The organism is Variovorax sp. 10L426 (assembly GCF_056395305.1).
In genome coordinates, this window is the sequence record NZ_JBFTJF010000017.1 from 96,235 (window position 1) to 112,025 (window position 15,791).

General features: G+C 65.5%; 17 protein-coding genes. 4 read left to right on the forward strand and 13 right to left on the reverse strand.

The genetic code is table 11. The annotated features are described in order from the left end of the window. Window positions 1–48 precede the first annotated feature (48 nt). Genes AC1DHL_RS23155 through uraH (AC1DHL_RS23170) form a run of 4 tightly spaced genes read left to right on the forward strand, consistent with a single transcriptional unit; the run spans window position 49 to window position 2,899 of the window. Window positions 49–1,383: an MFS transporter gene (locus AC1DHL_RS23155; protein ID WP_478163508.1), complete on the forward strand. Its 1,335-nt coding sequence runs from the start codon at window positions 49–51 to the stop codon at window positions 1,381–1,383. A 58-nt stretch (window positions 1,384–1,441) separates the two neighbouring features. Then, window positions 1,442–1,987, forward strand: a complete 546-nt coding sequence (uraD, locus tag AC1DHL_RS23160) for a 2-oxo-4-hydroxy-4-carboxy-5-ureidoimidazoline decarboxylase (protein WP_478163509.1) — start codon at window positions 1,442–1,444, stop codon at window positions 1,985–1,987. Window positions 1,988–2,020: 33 nt separating this feature from the next. Beyond that, window positions 2,021–2,506 carry a hydroxyisourate hydrolase gene (gene uraH, locus AC1DHL_RS23165; protein ID WP_478163510.1) on the forward strand — a complete coding sequence of 162 codons (486 nt, stop codon included), beginning with the start codon at window positions 2,021–2,023 and terminating at the stop codon, window positions 2,504–2,506. Between the two features lie 39 nt (window positions 2,507–2,545). Then, a complete protein-coding gene (uraH, locus tag AC1DHL_RS23170) occupies window positions 2,546–2,899 on the forward strand; it encodes a hydroxyisourate hydrolase (RefSeq protein ID WP_478100959.1) in 354 nt (117 codons plus the stop codon). Window positions 2,900–2,914: 15 nt separating this feature from the next. On the opposite strand, the gene AC1DHL_RS23175 is transcribed toward uraH (AC1DHL_RS23170), so the two are convergent. The 13 genes from AC1DHL_RS23175 to AC1DHL_RS23235 are packed head-to-tail and all read right to left on the reverse strand — an operon-like array spanning window position 2,915 to window position 15,752. After that, on the reverse strand, window positions 2,915–3,679 hold the full coding sequence (locus tag AC1DHL_RS23175) for an alpha/beta fold hydrolase (RefSeq protein ID WP_478163511.1): 765 nt from the start codon (window positions 3,677–3,679) through the stop codon (window positions 2,915–2,917). Further along, window positions 3,676–4,884 carry a multidrug effflux MFS transporter gene (locus AC1DHL_RS23180; RefSeq protein WP_478100955.1) on the reverse strand — a complete coding sequence of 403 codons (1,209 nt, stop codon included), beginning with the start codon at window positions 4,882–4,884 and terminating at the stop codon, window positions 3,676–3,678. Before AC1DHL_RS23180 ends, AC1DHL_RS23175 begins: the two co-directional genes overlap by 4 nt. Next, window positions 4,881–5,303, reverse strand: a complete 423-nt coding sequence (locus AC1DHL_RS23185) for a carboxymuconolactone decarboxylase family protein (protein ID WP_478100953.1) — start codon at window positions 5,301–5,303, stop codon at window positions 4,881–4,883. Before AC1DHL_RS23185 ends, AC1DHL_RS23180 begins: the two co-directional genes overlap by 4 nt. Further along, window positions 5,300–6,511: a 3-carboxy-cis,cis-muconate cycloisomerase gene (pcaB, locus tag AC1DHL_RS23190; protein ID WP_478163512.1), complete on the reverse strand. Its 1,212-nt coding sequence runs from the start codon at window positions 6,509–6,511 to the stop codon at window positions 5,300–5,302. Before pcaB ends, AC1DHL_RS23185 begins: the two co-directional genes overlap by 4 nt. A 27-nt stretch (window positions 6,512–6,538) precedes the next feature. Then, a complete protein-coding gene (locus AC1DHL_RS23195; protein WP_478163513.1) occupies window positions 6,539–7,372 on the reverse strand; it encodes a shikimate dehydrogenase family protein in 834 nt (277 codons plus the stop codon). Window positions 7,373–7,390: 18 nt separating this feature from the next. Beyond that, a complete protein-coding gene (locus AC1DHL_RS23200) occupies window positions 7,391–8,137 on the reverse strand; it encodes an ABC transporter ATP-binding protein (RefSeq protein WP_478163514.1) in 747 nt (248 codons plus the stop codon). Between the two features lie 10 nt (window positions 8,138–8,147). After that, on the reverse strand, window positions 8,148–8,894 hold the full coding sequence (locus tag AC1DHL_RS23205; protein WP_478163533.1) for an ABC transporter ATP-binding protein: 747 nt from the start codon (window positions 8,892–8,894) through the stop codon (window positions 8,148–8,150). 5 nt (window positions 8,895–8,899) lie between these two features. Next, the gene (locus tag AC1DHL_RS23210; protein WP_478163515.1) at window positions 8,900–9,895 is read right to left on the reverse strand and encodes a branched-chain amino acid ABC transporter permease; all 996 of its coding nucleotides are present in this window, start codon (window positions 9,893–9,895) and stop codon (window positions 8,900–8,902) included. After that, window positions 9,892–10,767: a branched-chain amino acid ABC transporter permease gene (locus AC1DHL_RS23215; RefSeq protein ID WP_478163516.1), complete on the reverse strand. Its 876-nt coding sequence runs from the start codon at window positions 10,765–10,767 to the stop codon at window positions 9,892–9,894. Before AC1DHL_RS23215 ends, AC1DHL_RS23210 begins: the two co-directional genes overlap by 4 nt. 17 nt (window positions 10,768–10,784) lie before the next feature. After that, on the reverse strand, window positions 10,785–11,948 hold the full coding sequence (locus tag AC1DHL_RS23220) for an ABC transporter substrate-binding protein (RefSeq protein WP_478100942.1): 1,164 nt from the start codon (window positions 11,946–11,948) through the stop codon (window positions 10,785–10,787). Between the two features lie 60 nt (window positions 11,949–12,008). After that, window positions 12,009–12,896 (reverse strand): sugar phosphate isomerase/epimerase family protein, encoded by an 888-nt coding sequence (locus AC1DHL_RS23225; protein ID WP_478163517.1) that lies wholly within the window; start codon window positions 12,894–12,896, stop codon window positions 12,009–12,011. A 28-nt stretch (window positions 12,897–12,924) separates the two neighbouring features. Then, window positions 12,925–14,415, reverse strand: coding sequence for a carboxylesterase/lipase family protein (locus AC1DHL_RS23230; RefSeq protein WP_478163518.1), 1,491 nt, complete (start codon window positions 14,413–14,415; stop codon window positions 12,925–12,927). After that, entirely contained in the window at window positions 14,415–15,752 is a 1,338-nt protein-coding gene (locus tag AC1DHL_RS23235; RefSeq protein ID WP_478163519.1) for an MFS transporter, read from the reverse strand. The genes AC1DHL_RS23230 and AC1DHL_RS23235 overlap by 1 nt, the downstream gene beginning before the upstream one ends. Window positions 15,753–15,791 lie beyond the last annotated feature (39 nt).

A 15,791-nucleotide genomic window follows, 5' to 3' on the forward strand; every position in this document is an offset into this window, starting at 1 on the left:
CCACACACCCCTTCGATGTCCCTCATTGATCCGCCAAGGAGTTCGTTCATGGCCACCCTGGAAGTCCCGCAACACGCCGCGCCGAGTGCGCCGGCCAGCGCGCTGGATGCGGCATACAGCCGCATCACCTGGCGCATCATTCCCTTCATCTTCGCGCTCTGGGTGCTGGCCTGGGTCGATCGCGTCAATGTCGGCTTCGTCAAGCTGACCATGCTCGACGAACTCGGCTGGAGCGAGGCCATCTACGGGCTCGGCGCCGGCATCTTCTTCCTCGGCTACTTCTTCTTCGAGGTGCCGTCGAACCTGCTGCTGCAGAAGATCGGCGCCAAGAAGACGATCATGCGCATCACTATCGGCTGGGGCATCGTCTGCGTAGCCACCATGTTCGTGAAGACGCCGGCGATGTTCTATTTCCTGCGCTTCCTGATGGGCGTTTTCGAGGCCGGCTTCTATCCCGGGATCATTCTCTACCTGACCTACTGGTATCCGAGCGAGCGACGCGCCAAGGCCTTCGGCATCTTCATGTCGGCCTCTGCCATTGCGGGCGTGATCGGCGGTCCGATGGCCGGCAGCATCATGAACAACCTGCATGGCCTCAACGGCTGGTCGGGTTGGCAATGGGTGTTCCTGATCGAAGGCATTCCTTCGGTGATCGCAGGCTTCGTGACCTGGTTCTACCTGACCGACCGTCCCGAGCAGGCCAAGTGGCTCACGGCCGAACAGCGCCGCCTCGTGCATGAAGACATGGCGCGCGACAGCAAGGCGCTCGGTCATCGTGAGGAAAGCCTGATCGCTTCGCTGAAGGATCGCCGCATGTGGCTGCTGATCCTGATCTTCTTCTGCATCATCGCGGCCAATTCGTCGCTGACCTTCTTCGGCCCGTCGGTGGTAAAGGAAGTGGGCTTCACCAACCCCGCGACTGTCGGCTGGATCATGGCCTTTTCGTACCTCTGCGGCGCGGTCGGCATGGTCTACAACGGCTTGCACTCCGACCGTCATCAGGAAAGCCGATTGCATTGCGCATTCGCGGCCGCGCTCGGCGCCGTGGGACTCGCGCTCACCGCGCTCTTCATGAAGCAGAGCCCGATGCTCGCGCTGGCCGCCCAGACGCTCGCCATCGTCGGAACGATGAGCGCGATCCCCGTCTTCTGGCAACTTCCTGGCCGCTTCCTGGCCGGCGCTGCAGCGGCGGGCGGCGTGGCGCTGATCAACTCGATCGCAAACCTCGCTGGCTTCGGCGCGCCGTCCATGCTGGGCGCCATCAAGACGTCGACCGGGCTGCTCTCGCCGGGCCTCTTCATCGTCGCGGCCGTCGAGATCTGCGCCGCGATCCTGATCATCGCGTTCGTCCCGCGCTTCGTGAAAAAGGCGGTGGCCCGATGAGCGCCGCCCGGCCGCCCGAAGGCGCTCGCACCGAAGTGCGCAGCACGGAGGTTAGCTTATGAGTGCCGTGCTGCGTACCGCCGAAGCGCCGGATTTGACGCTGGCCGACATCAACAGGCTCGATCGCGTGCGCTTCGTCGCCGCTCTGGGCGGTGTGTTCGAACACTCGCCATGGGTGGCAACCGAAGCCTGGGCCGAGCGTCCGTTCATGAGTATCGACCATCTGCACCGCGCGATGATCGGCGTGGTGCGGGCGACGTCCCGCGAGGTGCGCATCGACTTCCTGCGCATGCATCCCGAGCTGGCGGGCAAGGAAGCGCAAGCAGGCACCATGACGGGTCACTCGACGACCGAGCAGGCCGGCCTGAATGCACTCAGCCGCGAGCAGTTGCAGACGCTGCGTGCGCTGAACGCCGGGTATGCAGCGAAGCATGGCTTTCCTTTCATCATCGCCGTGCTCGCCAACACGCGAACGCAGATCTTCGAGGCGCTGCGCACGCGCACCGAGTGCGACACCGACACCGAAATCGAAGCCGCGCTGGACCAGATCGCGATCATCACGCGCCTGCGGCTCGGCAGGCTGCTGGCGACGGCGGTCGCCTAGCCACAGAGCACGAAACAAAGGAGACAAGACACCATGACTTCGCCCACCCTCACCCGCCGCGCCTTCCTGCCCGCCGGCCTCGCGCTAGGCAGCCTGGCCACGAGTGCCGTCGCGCAGAACGCGCCGGCCGGTCTCACGACCGCGCCCGTCTCGCAGAGCAACCTGAGCCCGCGGCTCACGATGCATGCGATCGACACCCACAACGGCTCGCCCGGCGCCGGCATGAAGGTGCAGTTGTCGATGTACGACGGCAGCGACTACCGCTTGCTGCGCCGATTCGAAACCAACCGTGGCGGGCGCACCGACGATCCGCTGCTGGTGGACCAGAGCTACAAGCCCGGCCGCTACGAACTGCTGCTGCAGCTGGACGACTACTTCGCGGCGCGCGGCACATCGTTGCCGAAGCCGAACTTTCTGTCGCAGGTGCCGGTGCGCTTTCAGATCGCCAATCCGACGGAGCGCATCCACCTCGCGATCCTGTTCACGCCCTGGGGCTACTCGTACTACCGCGGCAGTTGAGCAGCACCGCACATCACGCACGAATTCAAGGAGACGATCATGGCCGGCATATCCACCCACGTACTCAACAGCGGCACCGGGCGCCCGGGCGCCGGCATGCGCATCGATTTCTCGGTGCGCGAAGGCGACGGCTGGAAGCTCGTGAAGAGCATCACCACCAACAGCGACGGCCGCACCGACCAGCCGGTGCTGGCACCCGATGCGGCCCGCGTCGGGCAATACGAACTGGTCTTCCACGTCGGCGACTATTTCCGGCGCCAACCGGGGGCCGAGAGCGATCCGCCTTTTCTCGACACGGTGCCGGTGCGCTTCGCGATCTTTGATGCGCAGCAGCACTACCACGTGCCGATGCTGTGCACGCCCTGGAGTTGCTCGACCTACCGCGGGAGCTGATCCCGCGGCAGCGCCTCACAGACTCCGCCAGAAATCCACCAGCAGCTGGGTGAACTCGACGGGCCGCTCGACGGCGCTCAGGTGGGCGGCATCGATGGTGGTGAGACGCGAACCCGGAATGGCCGCAGCCATCGCTTCGGACATCGCTGGCGGCGTGGCTTCGTCACGCGTGCCGGCGATCACCATCGTGGGCACGGCGATGCGGCGGTTGCTGTCGCGGAAGTCGATCGCGGCCACGGCGTTGCAACTGGCGATGTAGCCGGCGGCATCGGTTCCGACCAGCGTCTCGGTCAAGGCGCGCGCGGCGTCTGCGCCTTCCGGCGTCGAAACGAATGCGGGCGTGAGCCAGCGTGCCACCGCGCCCGGCGCAATCGCCTCTACGCCCTGCGCCTGCACGGTCTCGACACGCGCACGCCACGGCGCGGAATCGGGATAGTGCGATGACGAATTCGCGATCACCACGCTCTTGAGCAGCTTCGGATACTTCGGCGCGAAGGCCTGCGCCGTCATGCCGCCCATCGACAAGCCGACGAAGTGCACCGGCTCGCCTGCCGCTTCTCGCGCGATCAGTTCGGCTGCGTCGTCGGCCAGGTCATCGACCGTGTGCGGCCCGGCGACCACTTCGGAGGCGCCGTGATTGCGATGGTCGTAACGCAGCACCGTGTGAGAGCGCGCGAGTTGCGCGGCGACACCGTCCCACATGTGCAGGTCGCAGCCCAGCGCATGGCTCAGCACGACGATCGGGCCACTGCCCTCGCGGACGACATTCAAACGGGTCATGGTGTTTCCTTTCGATGTGAGTGGGTGGGCAAGCGTGGCAGCCACACGTGGGCGATCAGCACCAGCACGACGCCTGCCAGCGCCATGGGCACCACCATGGGCCACGCGCCGTTGCTGAATTGCGGGTTGACGAAGCTTGCGGCGATCTGGCCGACGATGAACGCGACCGCCATCATCGCAAAACCCGACCACGAGACGGCGCGGCCGGCCAGGTGCGGCAAGTCGCCGACGGCGCCGGCCTGTCCGCAGGGTTGATGAATGCCGTGGCCGATGCAATAGATCGCATGGCCCAGCAGCAGCGGCCATGCCGACAACGGCAACAGCCAGCAGCCCAGCGCCTGCACCAGCGGCCCGGCGAGGCTGAGACGCGATCCCAGTTGCACCGTGCGGACGGCGCCCCTGCGCGTGAGCAGGCGGCGGCACAGCGTGGTGCTGAAGATGTAGACGAGCGAACCGCCCGCCGGAATCCAGCCATACATGCCGGGCGAGAGCCCGAGGTAGCTGATGTAGACCATCGGCGATAGCAGCAGAAAGCAGAACAACCCGCCGTAGGTCGCCGCGGCGAGCGAGGCCCAAGCGCGAAAACTCTGGCTCGCGAAGACTTCGCGCACACTGCCCTTCGCCGCGGTCGGGTCAACGGCCTTCACCCGCGTTTCGCCGAAAGCGTGAAAGCACATCGCGAACAGGATCAGCGCGTAGACCGCCATGCCGCCGAGCACCCAGCGCCAGCCAAGGCCCTGCACGGCATACGCGCCCAGGATCGGCGCCAGGAGCCCGACGACGCCGAGGCCGGTCAGGCCCCGCGCCATCACGTGCGGACCTTCGTGTGCCGGATAGAGATCGCGCACCGCCGCGCGCGCGCAGACGAGGATGGCCGCCATCGAGAAGCCCTGCACCGCACGGCAAGTCACCAGCATCGGGATGCCCGGCGACAGCGCGCATCCCAGCGCCGCGATGGTGTAAAGCGCGAGGCCGGTCAGCAAAACGGGACGGCGCCCGAAGCGGTCGGACAGCAGCCCGCAAGGCAATTGGCCGAGGCCGAAGCCGAGCACGAAGACCGTCAGGCTCGAACTTGCAGAGCCAAGATCCTGTGCGATGGCCGGCAACGCCGGCAGGTAGCTGTCGGTCGCGACCGGCTGGGCCGCCAGCAGCAGTGGCAACAGGAGGGCGAACGAGATGCCGCTGCGCGCGGCATGCCCGTTCACTTCGGTGCGTCCGCGAGCAGGCCTTTTTCGCGCAGGATCCCGGTAGCGATGCCGAACGCATGGTTGGCCACGGGCACGCCGCAGTAGATGGCAGCCATCATGATCACTTCCTTGATGTCGTCCGGCGTGAGGCGCGACTCGGGCGGCCCGTCGAGCGCCGCGCGCACATGCATTGCGAACTCCTCGTAGGCGTGGATGCCGAGCATCATCGACAGCACCATGTAGCGGCGCGTCTTGTCGCCCAGCGCGGGCCGGCCCCAGATGTCGTTCCAGGCGTGGCGCGTGATCAGCTCCTGGAATTCGCTGTTGAAGCCATTGCGGTTGGCAAGCGACTTGTCGACCCAGGCGTCGCCCAGCACGCGGCGACGATTGACGAGGCCGGATTCGTAGTCGCCGGCAGGGGTGGAAGAGGTGGTCATGGTAAGGATTCGGGTGTATTGAGTTGGGCCTGCAGGACCAGGACCTGCGCCAGCGCGATTTCGCCGGCAGGCCCGGCCAGCGCTGGATCGAACCAATTGTCGGCGGCTTCGCGCGGCACTTCGGCGCGCAGCCGGTCGATATTGGAGCGCATCCGCGCCGCGTCGACCTGCAGGCCGGGCAATGCCCCCGCAAGTGCACGAACACTGCCGTGCGCCGACATCAGCAATTGCGGCCATTCGGCCAGTTCGGCTTGCCACGCGCCAAGTGCGCGTTCGTGCTCCTGCGGCATGGCTTGCAGCAACGCCGCCACGCGCTGGGGTGCCCGCTGCGCCGCGGCGAGCGCCACCATCGATGCCACCGGATTGCGCTTGTGCGGCATCGCCGACGAGCCGCCCCGCCCCGGCTCGCTGGGCTCCGCCAGCTCGCCAACCTCGTACTGACCCATCAGCGCGATGTCCTTTGCGATCTTCCCGAGACTGCCGACCATGAGGCCCAGTTCGCACCCGAGCGCAATCCATTCGTCGCGCTGGGTATGCCAGGTCGCGCCCGGATCGCCCAGCCCGAGTCCCTCGGCGACGAGGCGGCGCACCTGCGGCCCCTGCCCCTTCATCTGCGCCAGCGTGCCCACGGCACCGCCCAGTTGCACGTGCAGTGCGTTTCGCGATGCCGCGGCAATCCGCACGCGGCTGCGCACCAGCGGCGCCGCCCAGCCGACGCACTTGAAACCGAAGCTCGTCACCGATGCGGGCTGCATCAGCGTGCGCGCCAGGATGGGCGTGGTCGCGTGCGTTTCGGCATGACGCAGCAGCGCCTGCGCGGCCTTGGCGAGGTCGGTCTCGATCAGCGTGACCGCCTCACGCGTGACCAACGCCATCGCGGTATCGATCACGTCCTGGCTGGTGCTGCCGAAATGCACGTAACGCACGGCGTCGGCGTTGAAGAGGCCCACCGCCTCTTTCAGGCTCTTGACCAGCGGAATCGCGACGCTGCCGGCCCGGCCGCTGTCGCGCACGATCTTGGCAACATCGAACAGTTCGACCTTGCAACTGCCGACGATGGAATGGGCGGCCGATTCGGGGATCAGCCCGAGTTGCGCCTGCGCGCGCGCGAGTGCGGCCTCGAAGCGAAGCATCGCGTCGACGAAATTGCGGTCGCTGAATGCGGCCAGCGTTTCGGATGTGGAGAGAAAGCCCTCGAAAATGCTCATGGTGAATGCTGAAGTGGTCTGCGGTGATCAATAGGCCAGTGTGGCGACGGCGCGCAGGTCTTCGGGGGTGGCGGTGCCGTAGCCGAAGAATTCGAGATAGGCAGGAATCATCTCGAACAGCATGTCGGTGCCTACCTGCACCGCGCAGCCCTTGTCCCGCGCAGCGCGCAGCAGCGGCGTGTATTCGCTCTTCATCACGACTTCGCCGACGAAGGTCGTCGGCGCGATGCGGCTGATGTCGAAGGGCAGCGGATCGCCCTCCTTCATGCCCAGCGGCGTGGCGTTGACGACCAGGTCGAAGCCGGCAGGGTCGTTGGAGCCGGTGGTGACCTTCAGATTCGAATAGTGCGCGCGCAGCCGACCGGCAAGCGCCTCGGCCGAATCCGTGCTGGCGTCGAAGAGCGCCATTTCCGCGACGCCTGCTGCGGCCAGCGACGCCGCGATGGCCGAGCCAACACCGCCGCTGCCGGAGACCAGCACGCGCGCGCCGTCGAGCGACCGGCCCTTGCGCTGCACACCGCGCACGAAGCCGGCGCCGTCGAACTGGTCGCCGAGCAGCGTGCCGTCGGGGCGCTTGAGCACGGCGTTGCAGGCGCCCGCGATCTTCGCGGTGGGCGTCACTTCGTCGACCAATGACATCGTCGTGATCTTGTGCGGCATGGTCACCAGGGCGCCGCGGATGTTGGTGAGATTGAACAAGGCGTCGAACACGCCCGGATACACCTCGGCCTTGACCCCCATCGGCATCACCACCGCGTCGATACCCTGCTTGTCGAACCAGGGGTTGTAGATCATGGGAGCCTTGAAGCTCTCCGTGGGGTAGCCGAGGTGGGCGATGAGGGTGGTCTTGCCGGAGATCATGGGGAGTCCTTTGTGAAATCAGACGGACGCCGATGCCGTCGCATGCGCGCCGCCAAGAAACAATCGTTCGATGTTCGGGTCGGCCAGCAGTTCGTCGGCCCGCTTGTGCAGCACGAGGCGGCCTGATTCGAGCGCAATCGCCTCGTCAGCCATCTTGAGCGCGCTCTTGACGTTTTGCTCGACCATCAGCACCGTTGTACCGCCATCAGCCAGTTTGCGCAGCAGCCTGAAGACGTCCTGCACCACGATGGGCGACAAGCCAATGGACGGCTCGTCGATCAGGATCACCCTGGGCCGCAACAGCAAGGCGCGCCCCACTTCGAGCTGCTTCTGCTCGCCGCCGGAAAGCGAGGCGGCGGCGCTGTGCATGCGCTCCTTCACGCGTGGGAAGAGTTCCAACACCTCGGGAATGCGCTCGTGGGTGGTCTTCATGCCCAGCGTGATGCCGCCGAGTTCGAGGTTCTCGTAGGCCGTCAGCTGGCCGAAGAGATTGCGGCCCTGCGGCACGAAGGCCACGCCGTGCTTCACCAGAAGGTCCTTGGCGCTGGCGCCTGTGATGTCCTGGCCATCGAGCCGGATCGAACCCTGCCGCACCTTCAGCAGGCCGAACAGTGTCTTGAGCACCGTGGACTTGCCGGCGCCGTTGGGGCCCAGCAGCAAGGTGATCTTGCCGCGCCTGGCCTTGAACGACAGGTTGTTGAGGATCATGAAATCCTTGTAGCCTGCGAGCACGTTGTCGAACTCGATGCAGGTGTCGTTGTTCATCGCGTTCATCTCAATTCCCGAGGTAGGCATCGAGCACCTGCTTGTTCGCGCGGATCTCCGCCGGTGTGCCGATGGCCATGACCTTGCCCTCGACCATCACCATGATGCGGTGGCACAGGTCCATCACGAAGTCCATGTTGTGCTCGATCACGACAAAACTGCCCTTGCGCGTGCGGTTGAGTTCCTTCAGCAGCGATGAGAGGCCGCCGACGAGACTCGGATTGACGCCGGCGCAAGGTTCGTCGAGCAGCACCAGGTCGGGGTCGCTCATGAAGGCCATGCCGATGTCCACCAGCTTCTGCTGCCCATAAGACAACGTGCCGGCCTTCTTGTCGGCGACATGCTGGATACGGAACTGGTTGATCAGCGCATCGGCCTTTCCTCCCAGCCCCGAATCGCCCGGCGCGAACATGCGGCTCCACATCGTTCCATGATGCTCCTGCGCAGCAACGATGAGGTTTTCGCGCACGGTCATCTTGCCGAAGACTTGCAGCGTCTGGAAGGTGCGGCCGACGCCGCGGCGGTTGAGTTGCATCGGACCGAGCTTCGTCACATCGTCGCCGTTGAGCTCGATGCGCCCGCTGTCAGGCCTGATCTGGCCCAGCATGCTGTTGAACAGCGTCGTCTTGCCGGAGCCATTGGGGCCGATCACGCCGAAGACCTCGCCGGGGCGCACTTCGAAGCTCACGCCGCCGACGGCCTGGATGGCGCCGTAGGATTTGCGCAGGTCGGTCACGCGCAACACGGGAGGAAGCATGCCGCTCATGTCGAAGCCCCCGCTCGTTGCGCGACCGCCGCTCGGGCCGCCGATGCCTCACGCGACTCGCGGCGCGCCTTGATGCGATCGGGGATCGACAGCAGTCCGTCGGGCAGCCAGACCATCAGCACCACGACCGAGGCGCCGAACAGCGGCAAATACCAGTCGGCCACGCCGGGCACGTCGCGCAGCCACTCCGGCAGCACCACGCCCACGGCAGCGCCCAGCACAGGGCCCCAGAAGTAGCCTGGACCGCCGACGACCACCATCAGGTACATCATGATCGACGCTGCGACGGTGAACGGCGCGGGTTCGATGAACTGGACCAGCGAAGCGAAGAGCCCGCCGGCAACGCCCGCATAGGCGGCACCGATCGCGAAGCTCAGCAGTGTGTAGCCGCGCACGCTGATGCCGAGGCTCTCGGCACGGATGGGGTTGTCGCGCAGCGCCGTGAAGGCCTTGCCCCAGGGTGAACGCAACAGCCCCCAGAGCAGCAGCGCCAGCAGCACGGCCACCGCCAGCACGAGGTAGTAGTAGGCCCGGTTGCCTTCGAGCGACAGTCCGAACAACGAGGGACGTGCGATGTTGTTGATGCCGAAGGTGCCGCCGGTCAGCCATTCCTCGTTCCGCATCACCAGCCAGATCGCCGTGTTGAAGCCCAGCGTCGCGAAGGCCAGGTAGATGGTCTGCACGCGCAAAGCCGGGAAACCGAGCACCAGTCCCACCGCGAAGCACAGCACCGCCGCGGCCGGAAGGCCCAGCCAGAAGCTGACACCCGCCTTGAGCAGCAGCGCCACCGTGTATGCGCCGATGCCCAGGAACGCCGCATGGCCGAGTGACTTCTGCCCCGCATAGCCCACGGTGAGGTTGAGCCCCATCGTGGCAATGATGAAGACGAGCCAGTAGCTCAGCAGGTAGATGCCGAAGTTCTTGAGGAACTGCGGCGCGATCAGCATCGCGGCCAGCGCCGCGGCCATCAGGAGCGTGTTGAGCTTTCTCATACCTTGCGCTCCTCTTTCCGGCCGAGGAGGCCTTGCGGCTTGAACAGGATCACGATCATGAAGATGACGAGCGCCACCGCGTCCTTGTAGGCCGGCGAGATGTAGGCCGCGGCGAGGTTCTCCGCCACGCCGACGATCAGGCCGCCCAGCAAGGCCCCGCGCGAATTGTTGAAGCCGCCGATGATGGCGGCGAAGAAGGCCTTGTTGCCCAGGCTCTCGCCCATGTCGAACTTGGCGAGGTAGGTCGGCGTGATCAGCAGCGCCGCCGCCACCGCGAGTGCGGCATTGATCGCGAAGGTATAGAAGACCATGCGCGGCACGTTGATGCCCAGCACGCTCGCGCTCTCGGTGTTCTGCGCCACCGCCTGCATCGCGCGGCCTGTCACTGTCTTCGAGAGGAAGGACTGCGTCGCCAGCACGATCGCCACGGCGAGTGCGAAGGTGCCGAGGTCCGACAGCGTGACCGTCACGCCCGCCATATTGAAGAGCTTGTCCGCAAACAGACTCGGAAAAGGCTGCGCCTCAGCGCTGTACGCGGCGCGAACGCCGTTGCGCATCGCGATCGACAGGCCGATGGTGGCCACCACGATCGGCATCATTCCGTACTTGAAGAGTGGATCGACCAGGCCGCGCTTGAACAGCCAGCCCAGCACGAACACCGCGACGAAGACGGTCAGCACGAAGCTCAGCCCGAGCGGCGCGCCGAACGAGAGAAACGCCAGCATGGCGAACGCCGGCAGCATCACGAACTCGCCCTGGGCGAAGTTGATGGTGCCGCTGGCCTGCCACAGCAGCGTGAACCCGAGCGCCGCCAGCGCGTAGATCGCGCCGGTGGCAAGCCCCGAGAAAAAGAGCTGCAGAAAATCGGTCATGGCGCCCGGCCGGACCCTTACAGCTTCTTGCCCAGTGCAGGCAGGATCTCCTTGACCTCCTGTTTGCCGTTCTTCACTTCGACGATGAAGCTCTCACGATCGAGGTCTCCCTTTTCATCGATGGTCACGTCCATCAACACGCCCGGCTCCTTGGCCGCCGAGATCGACAAGCCGTGCAGTGCCTTGGCGATGGCGACGCGGTCGAGCTTGCCGGCCTTTTCGACGCCGGCCTTGAACATGTAGACGCTGGTGTAGCCCTTGATGCCGTTGTGATCGGGGATGTACTTGTATTCCTTCTCGAATTTGGCGCGGAAGGCACGCATCGACGGGATCGGCGCATCCACCGTGAGACCGACGTGGGCCAACGCGCCATTGGCGGACTCTCCCGCGAGTTCGATCACCTTCTGGCTCGGCAGCACGGTCTCGCCGAGGATCGGCTTGCTCCAGCCCTGCTTGCGCAGTTCGCGAAGCGCGCGGGCGGATTCTTCTTCGTTGGTGTAGACGAAGACCGCGTCGGCATTGCTCTGCTTGGCCTTGAGCACCGGCGCGGACCAGTCGACCTGGCCCGGTTCGGTCGAGATGTCGGCTACGACCTTGATGCCGTTGGCTTCGGCCGACTTGATGAAGGCTTCGCGCCCGCCCTTGCCGAAGTCGTTGTTGACGAAGACCACCGCGACGGTCTTGGCCTTGATATTGGCCGCCACATAGCGCGCCAGCTTGGGCATGGCATTGACCTGCGAGAAGCTCGTGCGGAAGACGAAGGGATTGCCCTGCGCGGTGATGGCGGTCGCCTCGGCGCCGGTGAAGTTGGGCGTCTCGCCACGGCGGGTTTCAGCCATGCTGACGATCATCGAGCCCGAGAAGCCGGGTCCGAAGACGGCGATCACGTCGTTGTCGACTGCCTTGGTGGCCATCGCCTTGGCGATACCCGGGTTGGATTGCGTGTCGCTGATCGCGCTTTCGATCTTCTTGCCCATGATGCCGCCGGCGGCATTGATTTCCTTGATCGCCAGTTCGACACCGTTCTTGAAGTTGGTGCCGGCGGTGGCGCCGGTGCCGGACAGCTCCTGGATGTTGGCCACCTTGATGGTGTCCTGCGCGAAAGCGCCGGCGGCACAGGCCGCGAATGCGCAAGCGGCAGCCAGGCGGATCGCGAAGCGGCGGGGTTTGTGAATGGGCATTGAAGTCTCCTCGTTTGTGGTTGATGAAAGCACGGAAAAAATTCTTGTTGTCGTTGTTGTCTATCGCGAGGCTGATGGCACGCGCACCGGCCCTCCGCCGGCAACATGCGATTCGCTGATCCAGCGCGCGCTCTTCATGGCACGCTCACCGACCACCATCGGGTCGGAATTCACATAGTCGTCGTTGAACACCTCGAAGGTGTAGTGGCCGCGATAACCTTTGTCCTCGAGCAACTGCACGAGGTCGCGCACGTCGTGCAGGCCCTCGCCCGGGAACAGCCGCTGGTGGCGCGCGAGTTCGATCATGTCGGCCTGACGGTCGCTGTATTCGAAGAAATAGTCGGCCAGCTGCACCAGGAAGATCTTCTCCACCGGTACTTCGGCCAGTTGGGCGAGCGTTTCTTTGGTGTCGTCGCCGTGCACGGACATGTGGAAGAAATCGAGGTTGAGGCCCACGTTCTCGCGGTCGCAGCGGCGCACGATGTCCCACGCCTGATACCAGCGGTTGGTGTGCCGTCCCCACGAGAGCGCCTCGTAACAGATGCGGATGCCCAGCGGCGTCGCCAGCGTGGCGAGCGTGCGCAGGTCTTCGGCGGCGCGGTCGGGATCGTCGATGGCGAGCGGCGACGTGGTCGAGCAGCACAGCAGCAGATCGGTATCGACCAGCGCCATCTGCCGCAGCTGCTCGCGCGCCATTTCGAGCCGGTGCGGGCGCATGGCGTCGGGCGCGCATTCGAAGTCGCGCAGCGGTTGGAAGTCGGTGACCTTGAGGCCGCTCTGCTTGACCAGCTGCGCGGCCTTCTCGACACCCGCGGGGTGGTTGATCAGGTCACGCGCCCACAGCTCGACCCCCGCGAAGCCGGCTGCCTTCATGCACTCCAGCTTGTGGCCGAGTTCGCCACCCATGGTGACAGTGTTGAAGCCGAAGCGGTCGAGGGCGATGGCCATAGGGGTCTCGGTCTTGAAGGGTGGAAGGTCAGGCCACGAAGGAAAGATGCGCGGCGCGCGGCAGGTCGACGAGTGTCGGCTCGGACTGGAGCTGAAGGATCGTGCGGCCGCCGTCCTGGAACAGCGGCCATTGCGGCAGGCCCTCGGCATTCGGGTTGCCGGTCTTCGCGAAGCGGGTCCAGATCGCCTGCATGAGCGTCGTCATGCGGTCGTCGTCCTCGGTCCAATCGCGCGTCAGTTCGCGCGTGGTGCCGAAGATGTAAGGGTATTCGGAACTGTGGAACACACCGAGCGCCGTGGCGGGATTCGCCTCCCGATAGTGTTGTCCCGCCTTGAAGGGCTGCAGATGTGCGAAGTGATAGACGTAGGTGGGCGCGATCCGCGCCTGTGCGCGCGCGGCAGCATGCACACCTGCGGCGAAAAGTTCGTCACCGAACAATTCCCGACTCGACTTCTTCGCCTGCGCGTCATCGCCGGCGGGGTAGAGCTTCTCGGCAGTCTCTGCGCGGTCGCCGAAGCGCTCTTTCAGTTGCAAGTGGAAGGCCTCGGCGTTCGCTGCGGCGGGGAATGCGGTGCCCTCGTCGCGGACCCAGCCAGTCAACAGTGGCACGGCCTGCTGCTCGCCCGCGGCGTAGATGTCGGCCAGGGGCTTGGGCAGGAAGCGACCGTCGGCGATGGGCATGAAGCGCTCGGATTGCGCGAGGTAACGACGAAGGAGTTCGTCGGCGCTCAGGTCCCGCAGCGCCGCCACGTTTCCCGCGCCCGCACCTTCGGCGAAGCGGACGCCCTGCGCTTCGCCCGACGCGAGGTTCTCTGTGCGGCTGATGCCGAAGCTTTGCGCAATGGCATACCTGAAAAGGCCGCGCGCTTCGGGCGACGCCATCAACGCGATCACGCCATGCGCTCCGGCGGACTGGCCGAACACCGTGACCTTCGCAGGGTCGCCCCCGAATGCCGCGATGTTGCGCTGGACCCAACGCAACGCTGCGGCCATGTCCTGCAAGCCGTAGTTGCCCGAGGCCCCCTGCCCTTCGGCGGTCAATTCGGGGTGGGCCATGAATCCGAAAGGCCCGAGTCGGTAGTTGATCGTGACCAGCACCACGCCCTGTGCCGTCAGGTTGCCGCGCACGAACACCGGATTCGCCGCGGACCCCTGCTGGAAGGCGCCGCCGTGGATCCAGACCATCACGGGCAATGCGTCGGTGGGCGTCTTCGCCGGCGTCCACACATTCAGGTAGAGGCAGTCCTCGCTCATCGCCTGCTCGCCGGCGAACTCGGCGTAGACCGAATCGGCGGCACGGCCCGGCTGCACGCACTGGGGCGCAAAGCTGTCGGCCTTGCGCACATCGTCCCACGCCAGCACGGGCGAAGGCGGACGCCAGCGCAGCTCGCCCACCGGCGGCGCGGCGAACGGCACGCCGAGGTAGGCCCGCGCGCCTATCACCGGATCGGAGACACCGGCCAATATGCCGCCGTCCACGCGCACCGCGCTATCCGTGAATGCAGCAGACGTGGACATCACTTCTTGCCGAGTTGGTTCATCGGGACTTTGTAGGTCTCGCGTGCCGTGAAGATCGCGGCCGACGAGACGAGACATGAGACAGTCACCAGCGCAGCCACCGGCATCCAGCCGTTCGGGCCTTCACCCATGATCGCTGCGCTGATGCTCGGCGCGAAGCCACCGAGCGCGAAGCCGATCTGCGTGCCGATCGCCATGCCCGAAAGGCGCACGCGGGTGTCGAACATCTCGCCATAGAGCGAAGGCCAGATGGCGTTCGATGCGCTGTAGACGATGCCGGACGTCAGCAGGCCGAAGATGAAGATCAACATCAGATCACCCTGGCTGATGGCCCACAGCGTCGGCCAGATCAGCACCGCGCAGCCCAGCGCGCCGAAGATGAAGACCGGCTTGCGGCCGATGCGGTCGGCCAGGATGGCCCAGAGCGGAATCGCAGCCAGCGCGACGACGTTGCTGCACACCAGCAGCGTGAGCATCGTGGCGCGGGGAATGTGCACCGTGTTCACCGCATACGAGAGAACGAACAGGCCGAAGATCGTGCTCACGACCGACACCAGGGCGCCGAAGATCACGCGCAGCACGGCGGGCGTGTGGTCGCGGAAGAGCACCGCGGCAGGCAGCTTGACGGTCTCGTGGGCCTCGGCTTCTTCCTTGAAAGCCGGCGTTTCGGGCAGCGTGCGACGAACCCAGAAGCCGACGGCGACCACGACCGCACTGAGGAAGAACGGAATGCGCCAGCCCCAGGACAGCAACTGCTCCTCAGGCAAGCCGGAGATCGGCAGGAACACGATCGTGGCCAGGATGAAGCCCATCTGCGTGCCGCTCAGCGTGAAGCTCGTGAAGAACGCGCGGCGGTGGTCCGGCGCGTGTTCCAGCGTCATCGAATTGGCCCCGGCCTGTTCGCCGGCAGCCGAGAGGCCCTGCAGCAGGCGAAGGATCACCAGCATGATCGGCGCCGCCATGCCGACCTGGTTGTAGGTCGGCAGGAGGCCGATCAGGAAGGTCGACAGGCCCATCAGCAATAGCGTGAAGGTCAGGACCTTCTTGCGGCCGAACTTGTCGCCGACGTGGCCCATGAAGAAAGCGCCGATCGGGCGCGTGATGTAGCCGACGCCGAAGGTGGCGAAGGCCGCCACCGTGGCGAGCTTGGGGTCGACCGACGGGAAGAAGATCTTTCCGAATACGAGCGCAGCCGCAGTGCCGTAGATGAAGAAGTCGTAGTACTCGACGGCGCTGCCGATCCAGCTTGCGAAAGCCGCCTTGCGCGGTGTCTTGACGACCTCGGGCTCGTGAAACCCTCGGGCGTCCGTCGTCGACGCATTCATCGCAATGGCCATGTGGTGTCTCTCCTTGAAAGTTGGTTGTGAGTCGTAGCG

Coding starts and splice junctions, on each gene's coding strand:
- AC1DHL_RS23155 (WP_478163508.1), top strand. CDS start 49: ATGGCCACCCTGGAAGTCCCGCAACACGCCGCGCCGAGTGCGCCGGCC.
- AC1DHL_RS23205 (WP_478163533.1), bottom strand. CDS start 8,894: ATGCTTCCTCCCGTGTTGCGCGTGACCGACCTGCGCAAATCCTACGGC.
- uraH (WP_478163510.1), top strand. CDS start 2,021: ATGACTTCGCCCACCCTCACCCGCCGCGCCTTCCTGCCCGCCGGCCTC.
- uraD (WP_478163509.1), top strand. CDS start 1,442: ATGAGTGCCGTGCTGCGTACCGCCGAAGCGCCGGATTTGACGCTGGCC.
- uraH (WP_478100959.1), top strand. CDS start 2,546: ATGGCCGGCATATCCACCCACGTACTCAACAGCGGCACCGGGCGCCCG.
- pcaB (WP_478163512.1), bottom strand. CDS start 6,511: ATGAGCATTTTCGAGGGCTTTCTCTCCACATCCGAAACGCTGGCCGCA.
- AC1DHL_RS23185 (WP_478100953.1), bottom strand. CDS start 5,303: ATGACCACCTCTTCCACCCCTGCCGGCGACTACGAATCCGGCCTCGTC.
- AC1DHL_RS23175 (WP_478163511.1), bottom strand. CDS start 3,679: ATGACCCGTTTGAATGTCGTCCGCGAGGGCAGTGGCCCGATCGTCGTG.
- AC1DHL_RS23235 (WP_478163519.1), bottom strand. CDS start 15,752: ATGGCCATTGCGATGAATGCGTCGACGACGGACGCCCGAGGGTTTCAC.
- AC1DHL_RS23195 (WP_478163513.1), bottom strand. CDS start 7,372: ATGATCTCCGGCAAGACCACCCTCATCGCCCACCTCGGCTACCCCACG.
- AC1DHL_RS23210 (WP_478163515.1), bottom strand. CDS start 9,895: ATGAGAAAGCTCAACACGCTCCTGATGGCCGCGGCGCTGGCCGCGATG.
- AC1DHL_RS23225 (WP_478163517.1), bottom strand. CDS start 12,896: ATGGCCATCGCCCTCGACCGCTTCGGCTTCAACACTGTCACCATGGGT.
- AC1DHL_RS23215 (WP_478163516.1), bottom strand. CDS start 10,767: ATGACCGATTTTCTGCAGCTCTTTTTCTCGGGGCTTGCCACCGGCGCG.
- AC1DHL_RS23230 (WP_478163518.1), bottom strand. CDS start 14,415: ATGTCCACGTCTGCTGCATTCACGGATAGCGCGGTGCGCGTGGACGGC.
- AC1DHL_RS23200 (WP_478163514.1), bottom strand. CDS start 8,137: ATGAACAACGACACCTGCATCGAGTTCGACAACGTGCTCGCAGGCTAC.
- AC1DHL_RS23220 (WP_478100942.1), bottom strand. CDS start 11,948: ATGCCCATTCACAAACCCCGCCGCTTCGCGATCCGCCTGGCTGCCGCT.